The sequence below is a fragment of the Pseudomonas sp. KU26590 genome (assembly GCF_026153515.1).
In the GTDB taxonomy this organism is placed as follows: Bacteria; Pseudomonadota; Gammaproteobacteria; order Pseudomonadales; family Pseudomonadaceae; genus Aquipseudomonas.
Window position 1 is genome coordinate 948,914 of sequence record NZ_CP110644.1, and the last position, 17,018, is coordinate 965,931.

The following is a 17,018-nucleotide window of genomic DNA, read 5'->3' on the forward strand; positions in this document are numbered from 1 at the left end:
AGGTTTACAACATGACTATTGGTGTAGTCGGTCGTAAATGCGGTATGACCCGTATTTTCACCGAAGAAGGTGTCTCCATTCCGGTTACGGTCATTGAGATCGAGCCGAATCGCGTCACCCAGTTCAAAACCGAAGAAGTCGATGGCTATCGTGCAGTGCAAGTCACTGTCGGCGTGCGTCGTGCTTCCCGTGTGACTGCTGCTCAAGCAGGTCACTTCGCTAAAGCGAACGTTGCCGCTGGTCGTACAGTGCTGGAATTCCGTCTTGAAGAAGGCGAATACAAGGCTGGCGATCTGATCAATGCAGAAATCTTTGCTGCTGGCCAGATGGTAGATGTTACCGGTCAGTCCAAAGGTAAAGGCTTCCAAGGTACTATCAAGCGCCACAATTTCCGTGGCCAAGATAATACTCACGGTAACTCCGTGTCCCACCGCGTCCCGGGCTCTATCGGCCAGTGCCAGACTCCTGGTCGTGTATTCAAGGGCAAAAAAATGTCCGGTCATATGGGCGCTGAGCGCGTGACCGTGCAGTCCCTGGAAGTAGTGCGCGTGGACGCTGAACGCAATCTGTTGTTGGTCAAGGGTGCTGTTCCTGGCGCTACTGGCGGCAATGTGGTTGTACGTCCAGCAGCCAAGGCTCGCGGTTAAGGGGAAGCTGACATGCAATTAAATGTAAATGACGCTCAAGCGATCGAAGTTTCCGAACTGACATTTGGCGGCGAATTCAACGAGACGCTGGTTCACCAGGCAGTCGTGGCCTACATGGCTGGCGGTCGTCAGGGTAGCAAGCAGCAAAAGACCCGTTCTGACGTATCCGGTGGCGGTAAGCGCCCGTGGCGTCAAAAGGGTACTGGCCGTGCTCGTGCCGGTACTATCCGTAGCCCGATCTGGCGCGGCGGTGGTGTCACTTTCGCAGCACGTCCTCAGGACCACTCTCAGAAGCTCAACAAGAAGATGTATCGCGCTGCATTGCGCTCCATCCTTGCTGAACTGGTTCGTACTGATCGTCTGGTCGTGGTTCAGGATTTCGTTGTTGAATCGCCGAAAACCAAAGATCTGCTGGGCAAACTGAACGACATGAGCCTGACCGACGTTTTGATCGTGTCGGACGCTGTTGATCAGAACCTGTACCTGGCTGCTCGTAACCTGCCGCACGTTGATGTGCGTGATGTTCAAGGTTCCGATCCAGTTAGTCTGATCGCATACGACAAAGTGTTGATCACTGTGTCGGCCGTGAAGAAATTCGAGGAGCTGCTGGGATGAACCAGGAACGCGTATTTAAAGTTCTGCTTGGCCCGCACGTTTCCGAGAAGGCTACGGTTCTGGCAGACAAAAAAGGTCAGTTCGTTTTCAAGGTTGCTACTGATGCAACCAAGCTGGAAATCAAGAAGGCCGTCGAAAGCCTGTTCAGCGTGAAAGTAGAGCGTGTCACTACCCTGAATGTCATGGGTAAGACCAAGCGCACTGCTCGCGGTCTGGGCAAGCGTAATGACTGGAAGAAGGCAGTTATCTCCCTTCAGCCAGGCCAAGATCTCGATTTCAGCAGCAGTGCTGAGTAAGGAAGGGGTGCATCATGGCAATCGTTAAATGCAAACCGACTTCCCCTGGCCGCCGTTTTGTGGTCAAGGTGGTCAACCAGGAGCTGCATAAAGGCGCTCCTCACGCACCGCTGCTCGAGAAAAAATCGAAGACTGGTGGTCGTAACAACAATGGCCGCATCACTACTCGTCACATCGGTGGTGGTCATAAGCAGCATTATCGTCTGGTCGATTTCCGTCGCAATGACAAGGATGGCATCTCTGCCACCGTCGAGCGCATTGAATACGATCCAAACCGTACTGCTCACATCGCACTGCTGCTGTACGCAGACGGCGAGCGTCGTTACATCATCGCGCCTAAAGGCGTGAGTGCTGGCGACCAGCTGATCGCAGGCGCCTTGGCTCCAATCAAGCCAGGTAACGCTCTGCAGCTGCGCAACATCCCAGTGGGTTCTACCGTTCACGGCATCGAACTGAAGCCGGGTAAAGGTGCTCAGATCGCTCGTTCCGCTGGTGCATCTGCACAGCTGATCGCTCGTGAAGGTGTCTACGTGACCCTGCGTCTTCGCTCCGGTGAGATGCGTAAGGTTCTGGCTGAATGCCGTGCGACTCTGGGTGAGGTCTCGAACTCCGAGCACAGCCTGCGTTCGCTGGGTAAAGCTGGTGCCAAACGCTGGCGTGGCGTTCGCCCAACCGTTCGTGGTGTTGCCATGAACCCGGTTGACCACCCACATGGTGGTGGTGAAGGTCGTACCTCTGGTGGTCGTCATCCGGTATCGCCGTGGGGCTTCCCGACTAAGGGCGCGAAGACTCGTGGTAATAAGCGTACCGACAAAATGATCGTCCGTCGTCGCAAGTAAATAGAGGGATACGACAGTGCCACGTTCTCTGAAAAAAGGTCCTTTTATTGATCTTCACCTACTGAAGAAGATCGAAGTGGCGGCGGAAAAGAACGATCGCAAACCAGTTAAGACCTGGTCGCGCCGTTCTATGATCCTGCCGCAAATGGTCGGTTTGACCATTGCTGTGCATAACGGTCGTCAACATGTTCCTGTTCTCGTGAACGAAGACATGGTCGGCCACAAACTAGGCGAGTTTGCCGGTACCCGCACTTATCGTGGGCACGTGGCAGACAAGAAAGCCAAGCGTTAAGGGGTAAGGAACGATGGAAGTAGCCGCTAAGTTGTCGGGCGCTCGAATCTCCGCCCAGAAAGCCCGCTTGGTCGCCGACCAGATCCGCGGGAAGAAGGTGGGCGAAGCGCTCAACCTGTTGGCTTTCAGCAGTAAGAAAGCCGCCGAGATCATGAAGAAAGTGCTGGAGTCGGCCGTAGCCAACGCCGAGCATAACGAAGGCGCAGACGTTGATGACCTCAAGGTCTCCACCGTTTTCGTCAACGAAGGGCGTTCGCTGAAGCGCATCATGCCACGTGCCAAAGGCCGTGCTGATCGCATCGTCAAGCGGTCTTGCCATATCACTGTCAAGGTTGCTGACAAGTAACGGAGTCGAAGAGATGGGTCAGAAAGTACATCCCATTGGCATTCGCCTGGGAATCGTCAAGGAGCACACCTCCGTCTGGTACGCAGACGGTCGGACTTATGCGGACTATTTGTTCGCTGATCTGAAGGTGCGAGAGTATCTCCAAGACAAACTAAAAAGCGCGTCCGTAAGCCGTATCGATATCCATCGTCCGGCGCAGACTGCACGCATCACCATCCACACCGCTCGTCCAGGTATCGTTATCGGGAAGAAAGGTGAAGATGTTGAGAAGCTGCGTCAGGACCTGACCAAGCAAATGGGTGTGCCTGTGCACATCAATATCGAAGAGATCCGTAAGCCGGAGCTCGACGGTATGCTGGTTGCGCAGAGCGTAGCTCAGCAGCTGGAGCGTCGCGTAATGTTCCGTCGCGCTATGAAGCGCGCAGTGCAGAACGCCATGCGCATTGGTGCCAAAGGCATCAAAATCCAAGTGAGCGGTCGTCTCGGCGGTGCTGAAATTGCACGTACTGAATGGTATCGCGAAGGTCGTGTGCCTTTGCACACCCTGCGTGCCGACATCGACTATGCCAACTACGAAGCTCACACCACTTACGGTGTGATCGGTGTAAAGGTTTGGATCTTCAAAGGCGAAGTAATTGGTGGTCGCCAAGAAGAGCTGAAACCGCAAGCACCAGCGCCTCGTAAAAAAGCTGCTAAGTAAGGGGTACGCCAAATGTTGCAACCTAAGCGTACGAAGTTCCGCAAGCAGATGACCGGCCACAACCGTGGTCTGGCACTGCGCGGTAGCAAAGTCAGCTTCGGCGAGTTCGCGCTGAAGTCTGTTGCTCGTGGTCGTCTCACCGCTCGTCAGATCGAGTCAGCGCGTCGTGCACTGACCCGTCACGTTAAACGTGGCGGCAAGATCTGGATCCGTGTATTCCCGGACAAGCCTGTCACCAAAAAGCCTCTCGAAGTTCGGATGGGTAAAGGTAAGGGTAACGTGGAGTACTGGGTTGCCCAGATTCAGCCAGGCAAAGTCCTGTATGAAATCGAGGGTGTTTCCGAAGAGTTGGCGCGTGAGGCTTTCGCCCTGGCTGCTGCAAAGCTGCCGCTCGCCACCTCCTTTGTTAAGCGGACGGTGATGTGATGAAAGCGAATGAACTTCGTGAAAAATCAGCACAGCAACTGAACGAGCAACTGCTCGGCTTGCTGCGCGACCAGTTCAATCTGCGCATGCAGAAAGCAACTGGCCAGTTGGGGCAGTCTCACCTGCTCTCGCAAGTTAAGCGTGACATCGCTCGCGTGAAGACTGTGCTCAACCAGCAGGCAGGTAAGTAATCATGGCTGAAGCCGAAAAAACCGTCCGTACGCTGACTGGCCGTGTCGTCAGCGACAAGATGGACAAGACCATCACCGTACTGATCGAGCGTCGCGTCAAGCACCCAATCTACGGTAAATACGTTAAGCGTTCGACTAAGCTGCACGCGCACGACGAAACCAATCAGTGCCACATCGGCGACAAGGTCACTATTCGTGAAACTCGTCCGATGGCCAAGACCAAATCTTGGGCACTGGTTGATGTTCTCGAACGCGCTGTGGAAGTCTAAGGGCTAGGGGTCGGAGAAATTATATGATTCAGACTCAATCCATGCTCGATGTGGCCGATAACAGCGGCGCACGCCGCGTTATGTGCATCAAGGTGCTTGGTGGCTCTCATCGTCGTTACGCTGGTATCGGTGACATCATCAAAGTGACCGTCAAGGAAGCAATTCCGCGCGGCAAGGTGAAGAAAGGCCAAGTGATGACTGCAGTAGTAGTCCGCACTCGCCACGGTGTCCGTCGCGCAGACGGCTCCATCATCCGCTTTGATGGCAACGCTGCTGTTCTGTTGAACAACAAGCAAGAGCCGATCGGCACCCGTATCTTTGGGCCAGTGACCCGTGAACTTCGTACTGAGAAGTTCATGAAGATCGTCTCGCTCGCCCCAGAAGTGCTGTAAGGAGATCCGACATGCAAAAGATTCGTCGTGACGACGAGATCATCGTGATCGCCGGCAAAGACAAAGGTAAGCGCGGTAAGGTGCTCAAGGTTCTCGCTGACGACCGTCTGGTCGTTGGTGGGATCAACTTGGTGAAGCGTCATACCAAGCCAAACCCGATGTCGGGCGTACAGGGCGGTATCGTCGAGAAAGAAGCGCCATTGCACGCTTCTAACGTCGCCATTTTCAACGGCGCAACCAACAAGGCTGACCGCGTTGGTTTCAAAGTTGAAGACGGCAAGAAAATTCGTGTCTTCAAGTCGACCCAAAAAGCGGTTGATGCTTGAACACTGCTAGGTAGAAGACCATGGCACGACTAAAAGAGATTTACTGGAAAGAAATCGCACCGAAACTTAAGGAAGAACTTAAGCTTTCGAACGTGATGGAAGTTCCACGCGTTACCAAGATCACCCTGAACATGGGTCTGGGCGAGGCGATCGGCGATAAGAAAATCATCGAGCACGCTGTTGCAGACCTGGAAAAAATCACCGGCCAAAAAGTCGTTGTGACCTACGCTCGCAAATCTATCGCTGGCTTTAAAGTCCGTGAAGGTTGGCCGATCGGCGTCAAAGTGACTCTGCGCCGTGAGCGTATGTATGAATTCCTGGATCGTCTGCTGTCGATCTCCCTGCCTCGGGTTCGCGACTTCCGCGGCCTGAATGCCAAGTCCTTCGATGGTCGTGGTAACTACAGTATGGGCGTTAAAGAGCAGATTATTTTCCCGGAAATCGACTACGACAAGATCGATGCCCTGCGCGGTCTGGACATTACCCTGACCACCACTGCTCGTACGGACGAAGAAGGTCGCGCATTGCTGCGTGCTTTCAAGTTCCCGTTCCGCAACTGATTGGAGTAGGACCATGGCCAAGAAGAGCATGAAAAACCGTGAGCTGAAGCGTCAGCTCACCGTTGCCAAGTACGCTACCAAGCGTGCTGCGCTGAAAGCGATCATCGTGGATCTGAACGCAAGTCCAGAAGCACGTTGGGAAGCTACGGTCGCACTGCAGAAGCAACCACGTGACGCAAGTGCCTCGCGCATGCGTAACCGTTGCCGCCTGACAGGTCGTCCGCACGGCGTATACCGCAAGTTCGGCCTCGGCCGTAACATGCTGCGCCAAGCAGCAATGCGTGGCGACGTACCAGGTCTGGTTAAAGCTAGCTGGTAAGCAGTTATTCTCGCAGTGCGCCTATTGTGTTCACCTCGAACTGATGGGCGTAGAGCCTGAATTTGAATCAAGCCCCTTTTGGGGCTTGATTCATTTCCGGGGTGCGCCTAGAATTGCCGGCTCGCCAGAGCCCGTGCTTGCACGTGCCCGGAATTTTAAGGCGATAGGTTGTAGCCGTAAGGCTCATTTTTTTTGTATCAGGAGCGTCTAGCCCATGAGTATGCAGGACCCGTTAGCGGACATGCTAACTCGTATCCGTAATGCCCAGATGGCTGAAAAGCCCGTCGTAAGCATGCCATCCTCCACGTTGAAGGTGGCTGTAGCCAAAGTCCTGAAGGACGAAGGTTACATTGCGGGTTATCAGATCAGCAGCGAAACCAAGCCGTTGCTATCCATCGAGCTGAAGTACTTCGAAGGCCGTCCGGTCATCGAAGAAGTGAAGCGCGTTAGCCGACCAGGCCTGCGTCAGTACAAGTCCGTCGATGAGTTGCCAAAAGTTCGTGGCGGCCTCGGTGTGTCTATCGTCTCCACCAACAAAGGTGTGATGACGGATCGTGCTGCGCGCGCTGCCGGTGTCGGCGGCGAAGTGCTTTGCACAGTGTTCTAAGGGGGGATAAGCATGTCACGCGTAGCTAAGAACCCCGTTAAGTTGCCAGCAGGCGTCGAAGTCAAACTCGTCGGCCAGCAGCTTTCGGTGAAGGGTGCCAAGGGCACTCTAGACCTGAACATCCATTCGTCCGTTGAAATTGTTGAAGAGTCCGGTGAGCTGCGTTTCGCTGCTCGCAATGGCGATCAACAAACTCGCGCAATGGCCGGTACCACTCGTGCGTTGGTAAACAACATGGTCCAGGGCGTAAGCCAAGGCTTCGAGCGCAAGCTCCAGCTGGTCGGTGTTGGTTACAAAGCGCAAGCAAAAGGCACGGTGCTGAACCTGGCCCTTGGCTTCTCGCACCCAGTGGACTACGAATTGCCGGAAGGCATCACCGCTGAGACTCCCAACCAAACCGATATCGTTATTCGCGGTATCGACAAGCAGTTGGTTGGTCAAGTGGCCGCTGAGATCCGCGACTTCCGCCGTCCAGAGCCGTACAAAGGCAAAGGCGTGCGTTACGCGGACGAAGTCGTCCGTCGTAAAGAAGCCAAGAAGAAGTAGGGCATAGCAAATGACCGTCAAAAAAGTTACCCGACTGCGTCGCGCTCGCAAAGCACGCCTGAAAATGCACGAACTCGAAGTCGTGCGTCTCTGCGTGTACCGCTCTTCGCAGCACATTTATGCCCAGGTCATCTCGGCCGACGGCAGCAAAGTCCTGGCAAACGCCTCGACTTTGGACAAAGAACTGCGTGATGGCGCCACTGGCAACATCGACGCGGCCACTAAAGTTGGCCAGCTGATCGCTGAGCGTGCGAAAGCCGCCGGTGTATCGCAAGTGGCTTTTGATCGTTCTGGCTTCAAGTACCACGGTCGCGTTAAGGCGCTGGCTGATGCTGCTCGTGAAGGCGGGCTGGAGTTCTAAGTTATGTCAAATAACGACCAAAAACGCGACGAAGGCTACATCGAGAAGCTGGTACAGGTTAATCGCGTAGCAAAAACCGTTAAAGGCGGCCGTATCTTCACTTTCACCGCGTTGACCGTGGTTGGTGATGGTAAAGGGCGCGTTGGCTTCGGCCGTGGCAAGTCACGTGAAGTGCCTGCCGCGATCCAGAAGGCAATGGAAGCTGCTCGCCGCAACATGATCCAGGTTGATCTGAACGGCACTACGCTGCAGTACGCCATCAAGTCCGCTCATGGGGCTTCGAAGGTTTACATGCAGCCTGCGTCGGAAGGTACTGGCATCATCGCTGGTGGTGCAATGCGCGCCGTCCTCGAAGTTGCTGGCGTCCACAACGTTCTGGCCAAGTGCTACGGTTCGACTAACCCGGTTAACGTTGTTCACGCAACGTTCAAAGGTTTGAAAACCATGCAGTCCCCTGAGTCGATCGCTGCTAAACGCGGCCTGAACGTCCAGGAGATCTTCTGATCATGGCTACCGTTAAAGTAACGCTGATCAAAAGCATGACCGGCCGCATCCCTAACCACAAATTGTGCATTAAGGGTTTGGGTCTGCGTCGCATCGGTCACACTGTAGAAGTCGTTGATACCCCGGAAAACCGTGGGATGATCAACAAGGCCTACTACATGCTGCGAGTCGAGGGTTAATCGATGAAACTCAATGATCTGAGTCCAGCGCCGGGTTCCCGTCGCGAAAAGCATCGTCCGGGCCGTGGTATCGGTAGTGGTTTGGGTAAGACCGGTGGCCGTGGCCACAAAGGTCAGACCTCCCGCTCCGGTGGCACCATTGCTCCGGGCTTCGAAGGCGGCCAACAGCCGTTGCATCGTCGTCTGCCTAAGTTCGGCTTCGTCTCTTTGAAAGCTATGGATCGTGCTGAAGTTCGCACTTCCGAGCTGTCAAAAGTAGAAGGCGTCGTCACTGTGCAGTCCCTGAAGGATGCCAACGTGATCAACCAAAACGTACAGCGTGTGAAAATCATGCTGTCCGGTGAGGTTACTCGCGCAGTCACCCTCAAAGGTATCGCAGCCACCAAAGGTGCGCGTGCGGCTATCGAAGCAGCTGGCGGCAAGTTCGAGGAATAAATGGCTAAGCAAGGTGCTCTCTCAGCGCTAGGCAAAACCGGCGGGTTGTCCGAACTCTGGGCTCGTCTGCGTTTCCTGTTCCTGGCGATTATCGTCTATCGGATCGGTGCGCATATCCCAGTTCCGGGTATCAACCCTGACCGGCTGGCGGACCTGTTTCGACAGAATGAGGGGACCATTCTTAGCTTGTTCAACATGTTTTCTGGTGGTGCGCTGGAGCGCATGAGCATTTTTGCACTGGGGATCATGCCGTATATCTCGGCATCGATCATCATGCAGCTCATGACCGCGGTCAGCCCACAGCTGGAGCAGTTGAAGAAGGAAGGTGAGGCTGGTCGTCGTAAGATCAGCCAGTACACCCGCTATGGCACCGTAGTTCTGGCCCTGGTTCAAGCCATTGGCATGTCCATTGGTTTGGCCGGTCAGGGCGTTGCGTTCTCAGCAGATATCGGCTTCCACTTCGTCGCAGTCACCACGTTTGTAGCTGGTGCGCTGTTCATGATGTGGCTGGGCGAGCAGATCACTGAGCGCGGTGTTGGCAACGGTATCTCGATGTTGATTTTTTCGGGTATCGTCGCCGGTCTTCCGAGAGCGATCGGGCAGTCTTTCGAGTCTGCACGTCAAGGTGATATCAATATCTTCGCTTTGGTCGCCATCGGTTTGCTGGCAGTAGCGATCATCGGTTTCGTGGTGTTCATCGAGCGTGGTCAGCGTCGTATTGCTGTTCACTACGCCAAGCGTCAGCAGGGCCGCAAGGTCTTCGCTGCGCAGACGAGCCACTTGCCGTTGAAAGTGAACATGGCGGGCGTTATTCCTGCCATCTTCGCGAGCAGCATTTTGCTGTTTCCGGCTTCGCTGGGTGCCTGGTTCGGTCAGTCTGAGGGTATGGGCTGGCTGCAGGACATCTCGCAGTCGATCGCACCTGGTCAGCCGTTGAATATTCTGCTGTTTAGTGCAGGGATTATTTTCTTCTGCTTCTTCTATACGGCGTTGATGTTCAATCCGAAAGACGTAGCGGAAAACCTGAAGAAGTCCGGTGCCTTTATTCCGGGCATTCGTCCTGGTGAGCAGTCTGCACGCTATATTGATGGCGTTCTGACTCGTCTGACCATGTTCGGTGCTCTTTATATGATGGCCGTATGCCTGCTTCCACAGTTTCTGGTGGTCGCTGCGAACGTGCCGTTTTACCTTGGCGGGACCTCGTTGCTGATCGTGGTCGTGGTTGTGATGGACTTCATGTCCCAAGTGCAATCGCACCTCGTTTCGCACCAGTACGAATCCCTGATGAAGAAAGCCAACCTGAAGGGCTACGGCAGCGGCATGCTGCGCTGAAGCACCCATAAGGTTCTAGGAGTTGGTGATGAAAGTTCGTGCATCGGTGAAAAAGCTGTGCCGCAACTGCAAGATTATTCGCCGCGAAGGTGTTGTTCGAGTAATTTGCAGCGCGGAACCACGTCACAAGCAGCGCCAAGGCTAAATGTGATCTGTGCTAAAAGCCCAGCAGCTAGTGCGCTGCTGGGTTGATTATTTGTTATTACAGCGATATTATCTCGCGCCCTATTTCTTGGCTTCCGGGGCGTAGGTAGCTGTCAATTGGAGTCCCACTGAATGGCCCGTATTGCAGGCGTTAACATTCCAGATAACAAGCATACTGTTATCTCGCTGACCTACATCTATGGTGTTGGTCGCACAACTGCACACAAAATCTGTGCTACTACCGGGGTTAACCCGGCGGTAAAGATCAAAGATCTGAGCGACGAGCAGATTGAACAGCTGCGTGGCGAAGTCGCGAAGTTCACCACTGAAGGTGATCTGCGTCGCGAAATCAACATGAAAATCAAGCGCTTGATGGACCTCGGTTGCTATCGGGGTCTGCGTCATCGTCGTGGTCTTCCAGTGCGCGGTCAGCGTACCAAGACTAACGCGCGTACCCGTAAAGGTCCGCGTAAGCCGATCCGCAAGTAATCGCCCCAGCGAATCGACAGGAATTAAATCATGGCAAAACCTGCTGCTCGTCCTCGTAAAAAAGTTAAAAAGACAGTGGTTGATGGCATCGCCCACATCCATGCATCTTTTAACAACACAATCGTGACCATCACCGACCGTCAAGGTAACGCCCTGTCTTGGGCAACCTCCGGTGGTTCGGGTTTCCGCGGTTCTCGCAAGTCCACGCCGTTTGCTGCTCAAGTAGCTGCTGAACGTGCTGGTCAAGCTGCGCTGGAATACGGCCTGAAAAACCTCGACGTCAACGTCAAAGGTCCAGGTCCAGGTCGTGAATCTGCTGTCCGTGCTTTGAACGGCTGCGGCTACAAGATCGCCAGCATCACCGACGTGACGCCAATCCCGCACAACGGGTGCCGTCCGCCGAAGAAGCGCCGCGTGTAATCCAGGAGATTGTAAAGAATGGCTCGTTACATTGGTCCAAAATGCAAACTCGCTCGTCGCGAAGGCACCGATCTCTTTCTGAAGAGCGGCGTGCGCGCGATCGAATCGAAGTGCAACATCGAAGCAGCACCTGGTATCCACGGCCAACGCCGCGGTCGCCAGTCCGACTACGGCACCCAACTGCGTGAAAAGCAGAAAGTCCGTCGTATTTATGGCGTTCTCGAGCGTCAGTTCAGCGGTTACTACAAAGAAGCTGCCGGCAAGAAAGGCGCGACTGGTGAGAACCTGCTGCAACTGCTCGAATGCCGTCTGGACAACGTTGTATACCGCATGGGCTTCGGTTCGACTCGTGCCGAATCGCGTCAGCTGGTATCGCACAAGTCGGTAAGCGTAAACGGCAAAACCGTTAACGTTCCGTCCTACCAGGTCCGTGCTGGTGACGTAGTGGCAATCCGCGAAAAAGCGAAGAACCAACTGCGTATTGTCCAGGCTCTCGATCTGTGTGCCCAACGTGGCCGCGTAGAATGGGTAGAAGTAGACACTGAGAAAAAATCTGGCGTCTTCAAAAGCGTCCCAGCTCGCAGTGATCTGTCCGCCGACATCAACGAAAGCCTGATTGTCGAGCTCTACTCCAAGTAAGGGCTAGAAAATAGGTGCATCCATGCAGATTTCGGTAAATGAGTTCCTGACACCCCGCCACATTGATGTGCAGGTTGTCAGTCCGACCCGCGCCAAAATCACTCTCGAGCCTCTCGAGCGTGGTTTCGGCCATACCCTGGGCAACGCGCTGCGCCGCATCCTGTTGTCCTCCATGCCCGGCTGTGCAGTAGTCGAGGCCGAGATTGACGGTGTACTCCATGAGTACAGCGCCATCGAAGGTGTACAGGAAGATGTCATTGAAATCCTGTTGAACCTTAAAGGTCTGGCTATCAAGCTGCACGGTCGAGACGAAGTTACGCTGACCTTGTCGAAGAAGGGTTCGGGGGTGGTTACCGCTGCCGATATTCAGCTGGATCATGATGTCGAGATCGTTAACCCCGATCACGTAATCGCTAACCTGGCGTCTAACGGCGCCCTGAACATGAAGCTCGTTGTAGCTCGTGGTCGCGGTTATGAACCAGCAGACTCGCGTCAGAGCGATGAAGACGAAAGCCGCAGCATCGGTCGCTTGCAGCTCGACTCTTCGTTCAGCCCGGTTCGTCGCATTGCATACGTGGTGGAAAACGCCCGTGTCGAGCAACGTACCAACCTGGACAAGCTGGTTATTGATCTGGAAACCAACGGTACTCTGGATCCTGAAGAGGCTATCCGTCGTGCAGCAACCATCCTGCAACAGCAGTTGGCTGCGTTCGTGGACCTCAAAGGTGACAGCGAACCTGTTGTAGTCGAACAGGAAGACGAGATCGATCCGATCCTGCTTCGTCCGGTTGACGATTTGGAACTGACCGTACGTTCGGCCAACTGCCTTAAGGCGGAGAACATTTACTACATCGGCGACCTGATTCAGCGCACCGAAGTAGAACTGTTGAAGACTCCGAACCTGGGCAAGAAATCCTTGACCGAGATCAAGGACGTTCTGGCTTCTCGTGGTCTCTCCCTCGGCATGCGCCTCGACAACTGGCCGCCTGCAAGTCTTAAGAAGGACGACAAGGCGACTGCCTGATCGTCGTAATCACCGAACGTAGTGTTTGGTAAGGAATGAACCATGCGTCATCGTAAAAGTGGACGTCACCTGAGCCGTACCAGCTCTCACCGTAAGGCCATGTTTCAAAACATGGCGGTGTCGCTGTTCGAGCACGAGCTGATCAAAACTACCCTGCCGAAAGCCAAAGAACTGCGTCGCGTTGCTGAGCCGCTGATCACCTTGGCCAAGATTGACAGCGTTGCTAACCGTCGTCTGGCATTTGACCGTACCCGTTCGAAAGAAATGGTCGGCAAACTGTTCAACGATCTGGGCAAGCGTTATGCAACTCGTGAGGGTGGCTACCTGCGCATCCTCAAGTGTGGCTTCCGCGCTGGCGACAACGCGCCAATGGCGTACGTCGAACTGGTTGATCGTCCTGTCGGTGGTTCTGTAGAAACCGCCGAATAAGACATCAGTCATTACAAAGAACCGGGCCTAGTGCCCGGTTTTTTGTTGCCCTCGATGATCATCCCCGATGGCTCGATTGAGCCGATTATGGGGTGATTCTAAGTGATAAACGGAAGCTTCCTCATTTAGCCGTCTTTTCGGTACCAAATGTCCGAATTTCGCGGGATTTCTATGTTTATTTGCCATCCTGCAGGGTGACCAACCAGTCCGGTTGGTTCAAACTAACGCCTTTCACGAAGAGATGGACGGCGATGCAAGGCCACCCGGATGTAATCGATTACCTCAACACGCTGCTGACTGGCGAACTGGCTGCGCGCGACCAGTATTTTGTCCACTCGCGGATGTACGAAGATTGGGGTTTCAGCAAGCTCTACGAACGCATCAATCACGAGATGGAAGAAGAGGCCCAACACGCTGATGCGTTGATGCGCCGGATTCTGATGCTCGAAGGCACTCCACGCATGCGTCCTGACGATCTGGACGTGGGCACCACGGTACCTGAGATGTTCGCCAGCGACCTTCGCCTGGAATACAAGGTCCGCGCCGCTCTATGCAAAGGCATTGCGCTCTGCGAGCAGCACAGGGATTACGTCAGCCGTGACATCCTCCGCATTCAGCTCGCAGATACGGAAGAAGACCACACTTACTGGCTTGAGAAGCAATTGGGCCTGATCAAATCCATCGGCCTCCAGAATTACCTTCAGTCGCAGTTCTGAATGCTCAGACAGTCGCTATAAAAAAAAGCCCCTGGCGCGTATCGCGACAGGGGCTTTTTGTTAAGGCCATGCAATCAAGCGCTATCGCGCTCCAGAAGCGGCTTCAAGTAATGGCCGGTGTAAGACTGTTTCATGTCCGCCACCTGTTCTGGCGTGCCGGTGGCAATGATCTGTCCGCCTTTCGAACCGCCTTCGGGGCCCAAGTCGACCAGCCAGTCGGCGGTCTTGATCACGTCCAGGTTGTGCTCGATCACAACGACCGTGTTGCCGTGGTCGCGTAGTCGATGCAAGACGTCCAGCAACTGCTGTATATCCGCGAAATGCAGACCCGTGGTCGGCTCATCGAGGATGTACAGGGTCTTGCCGGTGTCACGCTTTGAGAGTTCGCGTGACAGTTTCACCCGCTGCGCTTCACCACCAGAAAGCGTGGTCGCCGACTGCCCCAGCTTGATATAGGACAGGCCAACATCCATCAGCGTCTGCAACTTCCTTGCAAGAGCAGGCACGGCGTCAAAGAACGTCCTCGCCTCTTCGATCGTCATCTCCAGGACCTCGTGGACGTTTTTGCCCTTGTACTTGACCTCGAGCGTTTCACGGTTGTATCGCTTGCTCTTGCACACATCACAGGGCACGTAGATGTCAGGCAGAAAATGCATCTCGACCTTGATCAGGCCGTCACCCTGGCACGCTTCGCAGCGACCGCCCTTGACGTTGAAGGAGAACCGGCCAGGTCCGTAGCCACGAGATCTTGATTCAGGCACGCCGGCGAACAACTCTCGGATGGGCGTGAACAGCCCGGTATAGGTCGCAGGGTTTGAACGAGGCGTACGCCCAATTGGGCTCTGGTCAATATCGACGACTTTATCCAGGTGCTGCAGGCCGTCAATGCTGTCGTGTGCCGAAGCCTCAAGCGTCGTCGCGCCATTGAGTGCGGTGGCGCTCAGAGGGAACAGCGTGTTGTTGATCAGCGTCGACTTGCCCGAGCCGGACACGCCTGTCACACAGGTCAGCAAGCCGATCGGAATTTCCAGATCGACATTACGCAGATTGTTGCCGCGCGCGCCTTTGAGTTTGAGCGACAGTTTTTTATTACGCGGCGTACGCTTGGCCGGCACGGCGATCTTCACCCGCCCCGACAAGTATTTACCGGTTAATGAGTCCGGATGATCCATGACTTCCTGTGGCGTACCTTCCGCGACAATATTGCCGCCATGCACGCCAGCACCCGGCCCGATGTCGACCACGTAGTCGGCCATTCGGATGGCGTCCTCGTCGTGCTCAACCACGATGACCGTGTTGCCGATGTCTCGCAGGTGCCGCAACGTGTCCAGCAGCCGGTCGTTATCGCGCTGATGCAAGCCGATTGATGGCTCATCGAGGATGTACATGACGCCGACCAGCCCGGCACCGATCTGGCTGGCCAGACGAATCCGCTGCGCCTCGCCCCCGGAGAGCGTATCGGCGCTCCGGTCCAGTGTCAGGTAGTCCAGCCCGACGTTGACGAGGAACTGCAGCCGCTCGCGAATTTCCTTGAGAATCTTGTCAGCGATTTCACCGCGGCGGCCCGTGAGCTTCAGCTCACCAAAATAATGCGTAGCGTCGCCAATCGGCATGTTGGTAACGGCGGGAAGTGTCTTCTCGCCGACCCACACGTGACGGGCCTCACGGCGCAGGCGCGTGCCTCGACATTCGGGGCACGGCTGCGTGCTGAGAAACTTCGCCAGCTCCTCTCGAACCGTGCTCGATTCGGTTTCGCGATAGCGGCGCTCGAGATTGGGAACGATGCCTTCGAACGGGTGCGCACGTTTGACGATGTCGCCGCGGTCATTCAGATAACGGAAGTCAACGCTGTCCTTGCCGCTGCCGCCGAGCAGGACCTTCTGCAAATCAGCAGGCAGTTCCTTGAACGGCACCTCGAGGCTGAAGCCGTAATGCTTCGCCAACGAGCCGAGCATCTGGAAGTAATAGACGTTTCGCCTGTCCCAGCCACGAATCGCCCCTTCCGCCAGCGTCAGTTCGCCATTGACCAGACGCTTGGTGTCGAAAAATTGCTTCACGCCCAGCCCGTCGCAGGTCGGGCATGCACCGGCAGGGTTGTTGAACGAGAACAGCTTTGGCTCCAGCTCGCTGATCGCATGGCCACAGATCGGGCAGGCGAAGCGCGCGGAAAAAATGATCTCTTCGCCCGGCTCGTCGTCCATCGGCGCGACCAGCGCAATGCCGTCTGCCAGCTTCAGCGCGGTTTCGAACGATTCGGCCAAACGCTGTTGCAGGTCCGGGCGCACCTTGAAGCGGTCAACCACGACATCGATCGAATGCTTTTTCTGTTTATCCAGCTTCGGCAGCTCGTCGAGCTCGCACAGCCGGCCGTTCACCCGAGCGCGTACAAAACCCTGAGCGCGGAGCTCTTCGAAAATCGCCAGATGCTCGCCTTTGCGCTCCCGTACCACGGGGGCAAGCAACATGAGCTTGGCGCCTTCTGGCTGCGCCAGCACCAGGTCGACCATCTGGCTGACGGTTTGTGCCTCCAGAGGAATGTCGTGATCCGGGCAACGCGGCTGACCCACACGCGCGTACAGCAGGCGCAGGTAGTCGTAGATCTCGGTGATGGTGCCCACGGTCGAGCGCGGGTTGTGGGACGTGGACTTCTGCTCGATGGAAATGGCCGGCGAAAGGCCTTCAATCGTGTCGACGTCCGGCTTTTCCATCATCGACAGGAACTGCCGCGCGTAGGCGGACAGCGATTCGACGTAGCGACGCTGGCCCTCGGCGTAAAGCGTATCGAACGCCAGGGACGATTTTCCTGAGCCGGACAATCCGGTGATGACGATCAGCTTGTCGCGTGGAAGGGTCAGGTCGATGTTCTTCAGGTTGTGGGTTCGAGCCCCACGAATCAAGATCTTGTCCAAAGCTGGCCTCGCACGGCGGGCGTGTAAAACGTGGAAGTATACGGGGAAATACTGGATGGATACACA

Annotated in this window: 29 protein-coding genes; 28 read left to right on the forward strand and 1 reads right to left on the reverse strand. The window is 55.3% G+C overall.

Going from position 1 to position 17,018, the window contains the following annotated elements; all coding sequences use genetic code 11:
• Positions 1-11: 11 nt before the first annotated feature.
• The 28 genes from rplC to bfr all read left to right on the forward strand — a co-directional run bounded on the left by rplC (position 12) and on the right by bfr (position 14,043).
• On the forward strand, positions 12-647 hold the full coding sequence (rplC, locus tag OKW98_RS04325; protein ID WP_065988459.1) for a 50S ribosomal protein L3: 636 nt from the start codon (positions 12-14) through the stop codon (positions 645-647).
• 12 nt (positions 648-659) lie between these two features.
• Complete coding sequence (rplD, locus tag OKW98_RS04330; RefSeq protein ID WP_237254170.1) at positions 660-1,262, forward strand: 50S ribosomal protein L4; 603 nt, start codon at positions 660-662, stop codon at positions 1,260-1,262.
• On the forward strand, positions 1,259-1,558 hold the full coding sequence (gene rplW / locus OKW98_RS04335) for a 50S ribosomal protein L23 (RefSeq protein ID WP_065988457.1): 300 nt from the start codon (positions 1,259-1,261) through the stop codon (positions 1,556-1,558). The genes rplD and rplW overlap by 4 nt, the downstream gene beginning before the upstream one ends.
• 14 nt (positions 1,559-1,572) lie before the next feature.
• Positions 1,573-2,397, forward strand: coding sequence for a 50S ribosomal protein L2 (gene rplB, locus OKW98_RS04340; protein WP_003176423.1), 825 nt, complete (start codon positions 1,573-1,575; stop codon positions 2,395-2,397).
• A gap of 16 nt (positions 2,398-2,413) precedes the next feature.
• A complete protein-coding gene (gene rpsS / locus OKW98_RS04345; protein WP_002555486.1) occupies positions 2,414-2,689 on the forward strand; it encodes a 30S ribosomal protein S19 in 276 nt (91 codons plus the stop codon).
• Between the two features lie 13 nt (positions 2,690-2,702).
• Complete coding sequence (gene rplV, locus OKW98_RS04350; protein WP_003103908.1) at positions 2,703-3,035, forward strand: 50S ribosomal protein L22; 333 nt, start codon at positions 2,703-2,705, stop codon at positions 3,033-3,035.
• 13 nt (positions 3,036-3,048) lie between these two features.
• Positions 3,049-3,735: a 30S ribosomal protein S3 gene (rpsC, locus tag OKW98_RS04355; protein ID WP_003176422.1), complete on the forward strand. Its 687-nt coding sequence runs from the start codon at positions 3,049-3,051 to the stop codon at positions 3,733-3,735.
• 12 nt (positions 3,736-3,747) lie between these two features.
• The gene (rplP, locus tag OKW98_RS04360; protein WP_003186052.1) at positions 3,748-4,161 is read left to right on the forward strand and encodes a 50S ribosomal protein L16; all 414 of its coding nucleotides are present in this window, start codon (positions 3,748-3,750) and stop codon (positions 4,159-4,161) included.
• Positions 4,161-4,352 carry a 50S ribosomal protein L29 gene (gene rpmC / locus OKW98_RS04365; RefSeq protein WP_002555481.1) on the forward strand — a complete coding sequence of 64 codons (192 nt, stop codon included), beginning with the start codon at positions 4,161-4,163 and terminating at the stop codon, positions 4,350-4,352. The genes rplP and rpmC overlap by 1 nt, the downstream gene beginning before the upstream one ends.
• 2 nt (positions 4,353-4,354) lie before the next feature.
• Complete coding sequence (gene rpsQ / locus OKW98_RS04370; RefSeq protein WP_003194644.1) at positions 4,355-4,621, forward strand: 30S ribosomal protein S17; 267 nt, start codon at positions 4,355-4,357, stop codon at positions 4,619-4,621.
• Between the two features lie 23 nt (positions 4,622-4,644).
• Complete coding sequence (gene rplN / locus OKW98_RS04375) at positions 4,645-5,013, forward strand: 50S ribosomal protein L14 (RefSeq protein ID WP_002555479.1); 369 nt, start codon at positions 4,645-4,647, stop codon at positions 5,011-5,013.
• 11 nt (positions 5,014-5,024) lie between these two features.
• Complete coding sequence (gene rplX, locus OKW98_RS04380; RefSeq protein WP_002555478.1) at positions 5,025-5,339, forward strand: 50S ribosomal protein L24; 315 nt, start codon at positions 5,025-5,027, stop codon at positions 5,337-5,339.
• Positions 5,340-5,359: 20 nt separating this feature from the next.
• Complete coding sequence (rplE, locus tag OKW98_RS04385; protein ID WP_237254171.1) at positions 5,360-5,899, forward strand: 50S ribosomal protein L5; 540 nt, start codon at positions 5,360-5,362, stop codon at positions 5,897-5,899.
• Between the two features lie 13 nt (positions 5,900-5,912).
• Positions 5,913-6,218, forward strand: a complete 306-nt coding sequence (gene rpsN, locus OKW98_RS04390; RefSeq protein ID WP_003186042.1) for a 30S ribosomal protein S14 — start codon at positions 5,913-5,915, stop codon at positions 6,216-6,218.
• 214 nt (positions 6,219-6,432) lie between these two features.
• Entirely contained in the window at positions 6,433-6,825 is a 393-nt protein-coding gene (gene rpsH / locus OKW98_RS04395; protein ID WP_037017722.1) for a 30S ribosomal protein S8, read from the forward strand.
• A gap of 12 nt (positions 6,826-6,837) precedes the next feature.
• Entirely contained in the window at positions 6,838-7,371 is a 534-nt protein-coding gene (gene rplF / locus OKW98_RS04400) for a 50S ribosomal protein L6 (protein ID WP_108121485.1), read from the forward strand.
• Positions 7,372-7,381: 10 nt separating this feature from the next.
• Positions 7,382-7,732 carry a 50S ribosomal protein L18 gene (gene rplR / locus OKW98_RS04405; protein WP_037017727.1) on the forward strand — a complete coding sequence of 117 codons (351 nt, stop codon included), beginning with the start codon at positions 7,382-7,384 and terminating at the stop codon, positions 7,730-7,732.
• A 3-nt stretch (positions 7,733-7,735) separates the two neighbouring features.
• Positions 7,736-8,236 carry a 30S ribosomal protein S5 gene (gene rpsE, locus OKW98_RS04410; RefSeq protein ID WP_037017729.1) on the forward strand — a complete coding sequence of 167 codons (501 nt, stop codon included), beginning with the start codon at positions 7,736-7,738 and terminating at the stop codon, positions 8,234-8,236.
• Positions 8,237-8,238: 2 nt separating this feature from the next.
• Entirely contained in the window at positions 8,239-8,415 is a 177-nt protein-coding gene (gene rpmD, locus OKW98_RS04415) for a 50S ribosomal protein L30 (protein ID WP_265388108.1), read from the forward strand.
• A 3-nt stretch (positions 8,416-8,418) separates the two neighbouring features.
• Positions 8,419-8,850 (forward strand): 50S ribosomal protein L15, encoded by a 432-nt coding sequence (rplO, locus tag OKW98_RS04420; protein ID WP_237254172.1) that lies wholly within the window; start codon positions 8,419-8,421, stop codon positions 8,848-8,850.
• Positions 8,851-10,182 (forward strand): preprotein translocase subunit SecY, encoded by a 1,332-nt coding sequence (secY, locus tag OKW98_RS04425; protein WP_237254173.1) that lies wholly within the window; start codon positions 8,851-8,853, stop codon positions 10,180-10,182.
• A 28-nt stretch (positions 10,183-10,210) separates the two neighbouring features.
• Positions 10,211-10,327 carry a 50S ribosomal protein L36 gene (gene rpmJ / locus OKW98_RS04430; RefSeq protein WP_002555468.1) on the forward strand — a complete coding sequence of 39 codons (117 nt, stop codon included), beginning with the start codon at positions 10,211-10,213 and terminating at the stop codon, positions 10,325-10,327.
• 131 nt (positions 10,328-10,458) lie between these two features.
• Positions 10,459-10,815 (forward strand): 30S ribosomal protein S13, encoded by a 357-nt coding sequence (gene rpsM, locus OKW98_RS04435; RefSeq protein WP_037017739.1) that lies wholly within the window; start codon positions 10,459-10,461, stop codon positions 10,813-10,815.
• Positions 10,816-10,845: 30 nt separating this feature from the next.
• A complete protein-coding gene (rpsK, locus tag OKW98_RS04440) occupies positions 10,846-11,235 on the forward strand; it encodes a 30S ribosomal protein S11 (protein WP_002555466.1) in 390 nt (129 codons plus the stop codon).
• A gap of 18 nt (positions 11,236-11,253) precedes the next feature.
• A complete protein-coding gene (gene rpsD, locus OKW98_RS04445; protein ID WP_037017742.1) occupies positions 11,254-11,874 on the forward strand; it encodes a 30S ribosomal protein S4 in 621 nt (206 codons plus the stop codon).
• A 22-nt stretch (positions 11,875-11,896) separates the two neighbouring features.
• A complete protein-coding gene (locus OKW98_RS04450; protein WP_007970428.1) occupies positions 11,897-12,898 on the forward strand; it encodes a DNA-directed RNA polymerase subunit alpha in 1,002 nt (333 codons plus the stop codon).
• Positions 12,899-12,940: 42 nt separating this feature from the next.
• A complete protein-coding gene (gene rplQ / locus OKW98_RS04455; RefSeq protein ID WP_065988453.1) occupies positions 12,941-13,327 on the forward strand; it encodes a 50S ribosomal protein L17 in 387 nt (128 codons plus the stop codon).
• Positions 13,328-13,578: 251 nt separating this feature from the next.
• Complete coding sequence (gene bfr, locus OKW98_RS04460; protein ID WP_265388109.1) at positions 13,579-14,043, forward strand: bacterioferritin; 465 nt, start codon at positions 13,579-13,581, stop codon at positions 14,041-14,043.
• A gap of 74 nt (positions 14,044-14,117) precedes the next feature.
• Here the strand turns inward: bfr and uvrA are convergent, their stop codons facing one another.
• A complete protein-coding gene (gene uvrA, locus OKW98_RS04465) occupies positions 14,118-16,952 on the reverse strand; it encodes an excinuclease ABC subunit UvrA (protein WP_265389646.1) in 2,835 nt (944 codons plus the stop codon).
• Between the last annotated feature and the right edge of the window lie 66 nt (positions 16,953-17,018).

Bases quoted from the DNA above. Each gene is read 5' to 3' on its own strand.
- rplC (WP_065988459.1), top strand. From the start codon at position 12: ATGACTATTGGTGTAGTCGGTCGTAAATGCGGTATGACCCGTATTTTC.
- rplD (WP_237254170.1), top strand. From the start codon at position 660: ATGCAATTAAATGTAAATGACGCTCAAGCGATCGAAGTTTCCGAACTG.
- rplW (WP_065988457.1), top strand. From the start codon at position 1,259: ATGAACCAGGAACGCGTATTTAAAGTTCTGCTTGGCCCGCACGTTTCC.
- rplB (WP_003176423.1), top strand. From the start codon at position 1,573: ATGGCAATCGTTAAATGCAAACCGACTTCCCCTGGCCGCCGTTTTGTG.
- rplV (WP_003103908.1), top strand. From the start codon at position 2,703: ATGGAAGTAGCCGCTAAGTTGTCGGGCGCTCGAATCTCCGCCCAGAAA.
- rpsC (WP_003176422.1), top strand. From the start codon at position 3,049: ATGGGTCAGAAAGTACATCCCATTGGCATTCGCCTGGGAATCGTCAAG.
- rplP (WP_003186052.1), top strand. From the start codon at position 3,748: ATGTTGCAACCTAAGCGTACGAAGTTCCGCAAGCAGATGACCGGCCAC.
- rpmC (WP_002555481.1), top strand. From the start codon at position 4,161: ATGAAAGCGAATGAACTTCGTGAAAAATCAGCACAGCAACTGAACGAG.
- rpsQ (WP_003194644.1), top strand. From the start codon at position 4,355: ATGGCTGAAGCCGAAAAAACCGTCCGTACGCTGACTGGCCGTGTCGTC.
- rplN (WP_002555479.1), top strand. From the start codon at position 4,645: ATGATTCAGACTCAATCCATGCTCGATGTGGCCGATAACAGCGGCGCA.
- rplX (WP_002555478.1), top strand. From the start codon at position 5,025: ATGCAAAAGATTCGTCGTGACGACGAGATCATCGTGATCGCCGGCAAA.
- rplE (WP_237254171.1), top strand. From the start codon at position 5,360: ATGGCACGACTAAAAGAGATTTACTGGAAAGAAATCGCACCGAAACTT.
- rpsN (WP_003186042.1), top strand. From the start codon at position 5,913: ATGGCCAAGAAGAGCATGAAAAACCGTGAGCTGAAGCGTCAGCTCACC.
- rpsH (WP_037017722.1), top strand. From the start codon at position 6,433: ATGAGTATGCAGGACCCGTTAGCGGACATGCTAACTCGTATCCGTAAT.
- rplF (WP_108121485.1), top strand. From the start codon at position 6,838: ATGTCACGCGTAGCTAAGAACCCCGTTAAGTTGCCAGCAGGCGTCGAA.
- rplR (WP_037017727.1), top strand. From the start codon at position 7,382: ATGACCGTCAAAAAAGTTACCCGACTGCGTCGCGCTCGCAAAGCACGC.
- rpsE (WP_037017729.1), top strand. From the start codon at position 7,736: ATGTCAAATAACGACCAAAAACGCGACGAAGGCTACATCGAGAAGCTG.
- rpmD (WP_265388108.1), top strand. From the start codon at position 8,239: ATGGCTACCGTTAAAGTAACGCTGATCAAAAGCATGACCGGCCGCATC.
- rplO (WP_237254172.1), top strand. From the start codon at position 8,419: ATGAAACTCAATGATCTGAGTCCAGCGCCGGGTTCCCGTCGCGAAAAG.
- secY (WP_237254173.1), top strand. From the start codon at position 8,851: ATGGCTAAGCAAGGTGCTCTCTCAGCGCTAGGCAAAACCGGCGGGTTG.
- rpmJ (WP_002555468.1), top strand. From the start codon at position 10,211: ATGAAAGTTCGTGCATCGGTGAAAAAGCTGTGCCGCAACTGCAAGATT.
- rpsM (WP_037017739.1), top strand. From the start codon at position 10,459: ATGGCCCGTATTGCAGGCGTTAACATTCCAGATAACAAGCATACTGTT.
- rpsK (WP_002555466.1), top strand. From the start codon at position 10,846: ATGGCAAAACCTGCTGCTCGTCCTCGTAAAAAAGTTAAAAAGACAGTG.
- rpsD (WP_037017742.1), top strand. From the start codon at position 11,254: ATGGCTCGTTACATTGGTCCAAAATGCAAACTCGCTCGTCGCGAAGGC.
- OKW98_RS04450 (WP_007970428.1), top strand. From the start codon at position 11,897: ATGCAGATTTCGGTAAATGAGTTCCTGACACCCCGCCACATTGATGTG.
- rplQ (WP_065988453.1), top strand. From the start codon at position 12,941: ATGCGTCATCGTAAAAGTGGACGTCACCTGAGCCGTACCAGCTCTCAC.
- bfr (WP_265388109.1), top strand. From the start codon at position 13,579: ATGCAAGGCCACCCGGATGTAATCGATTACCTCAACACGCTGCTGACT.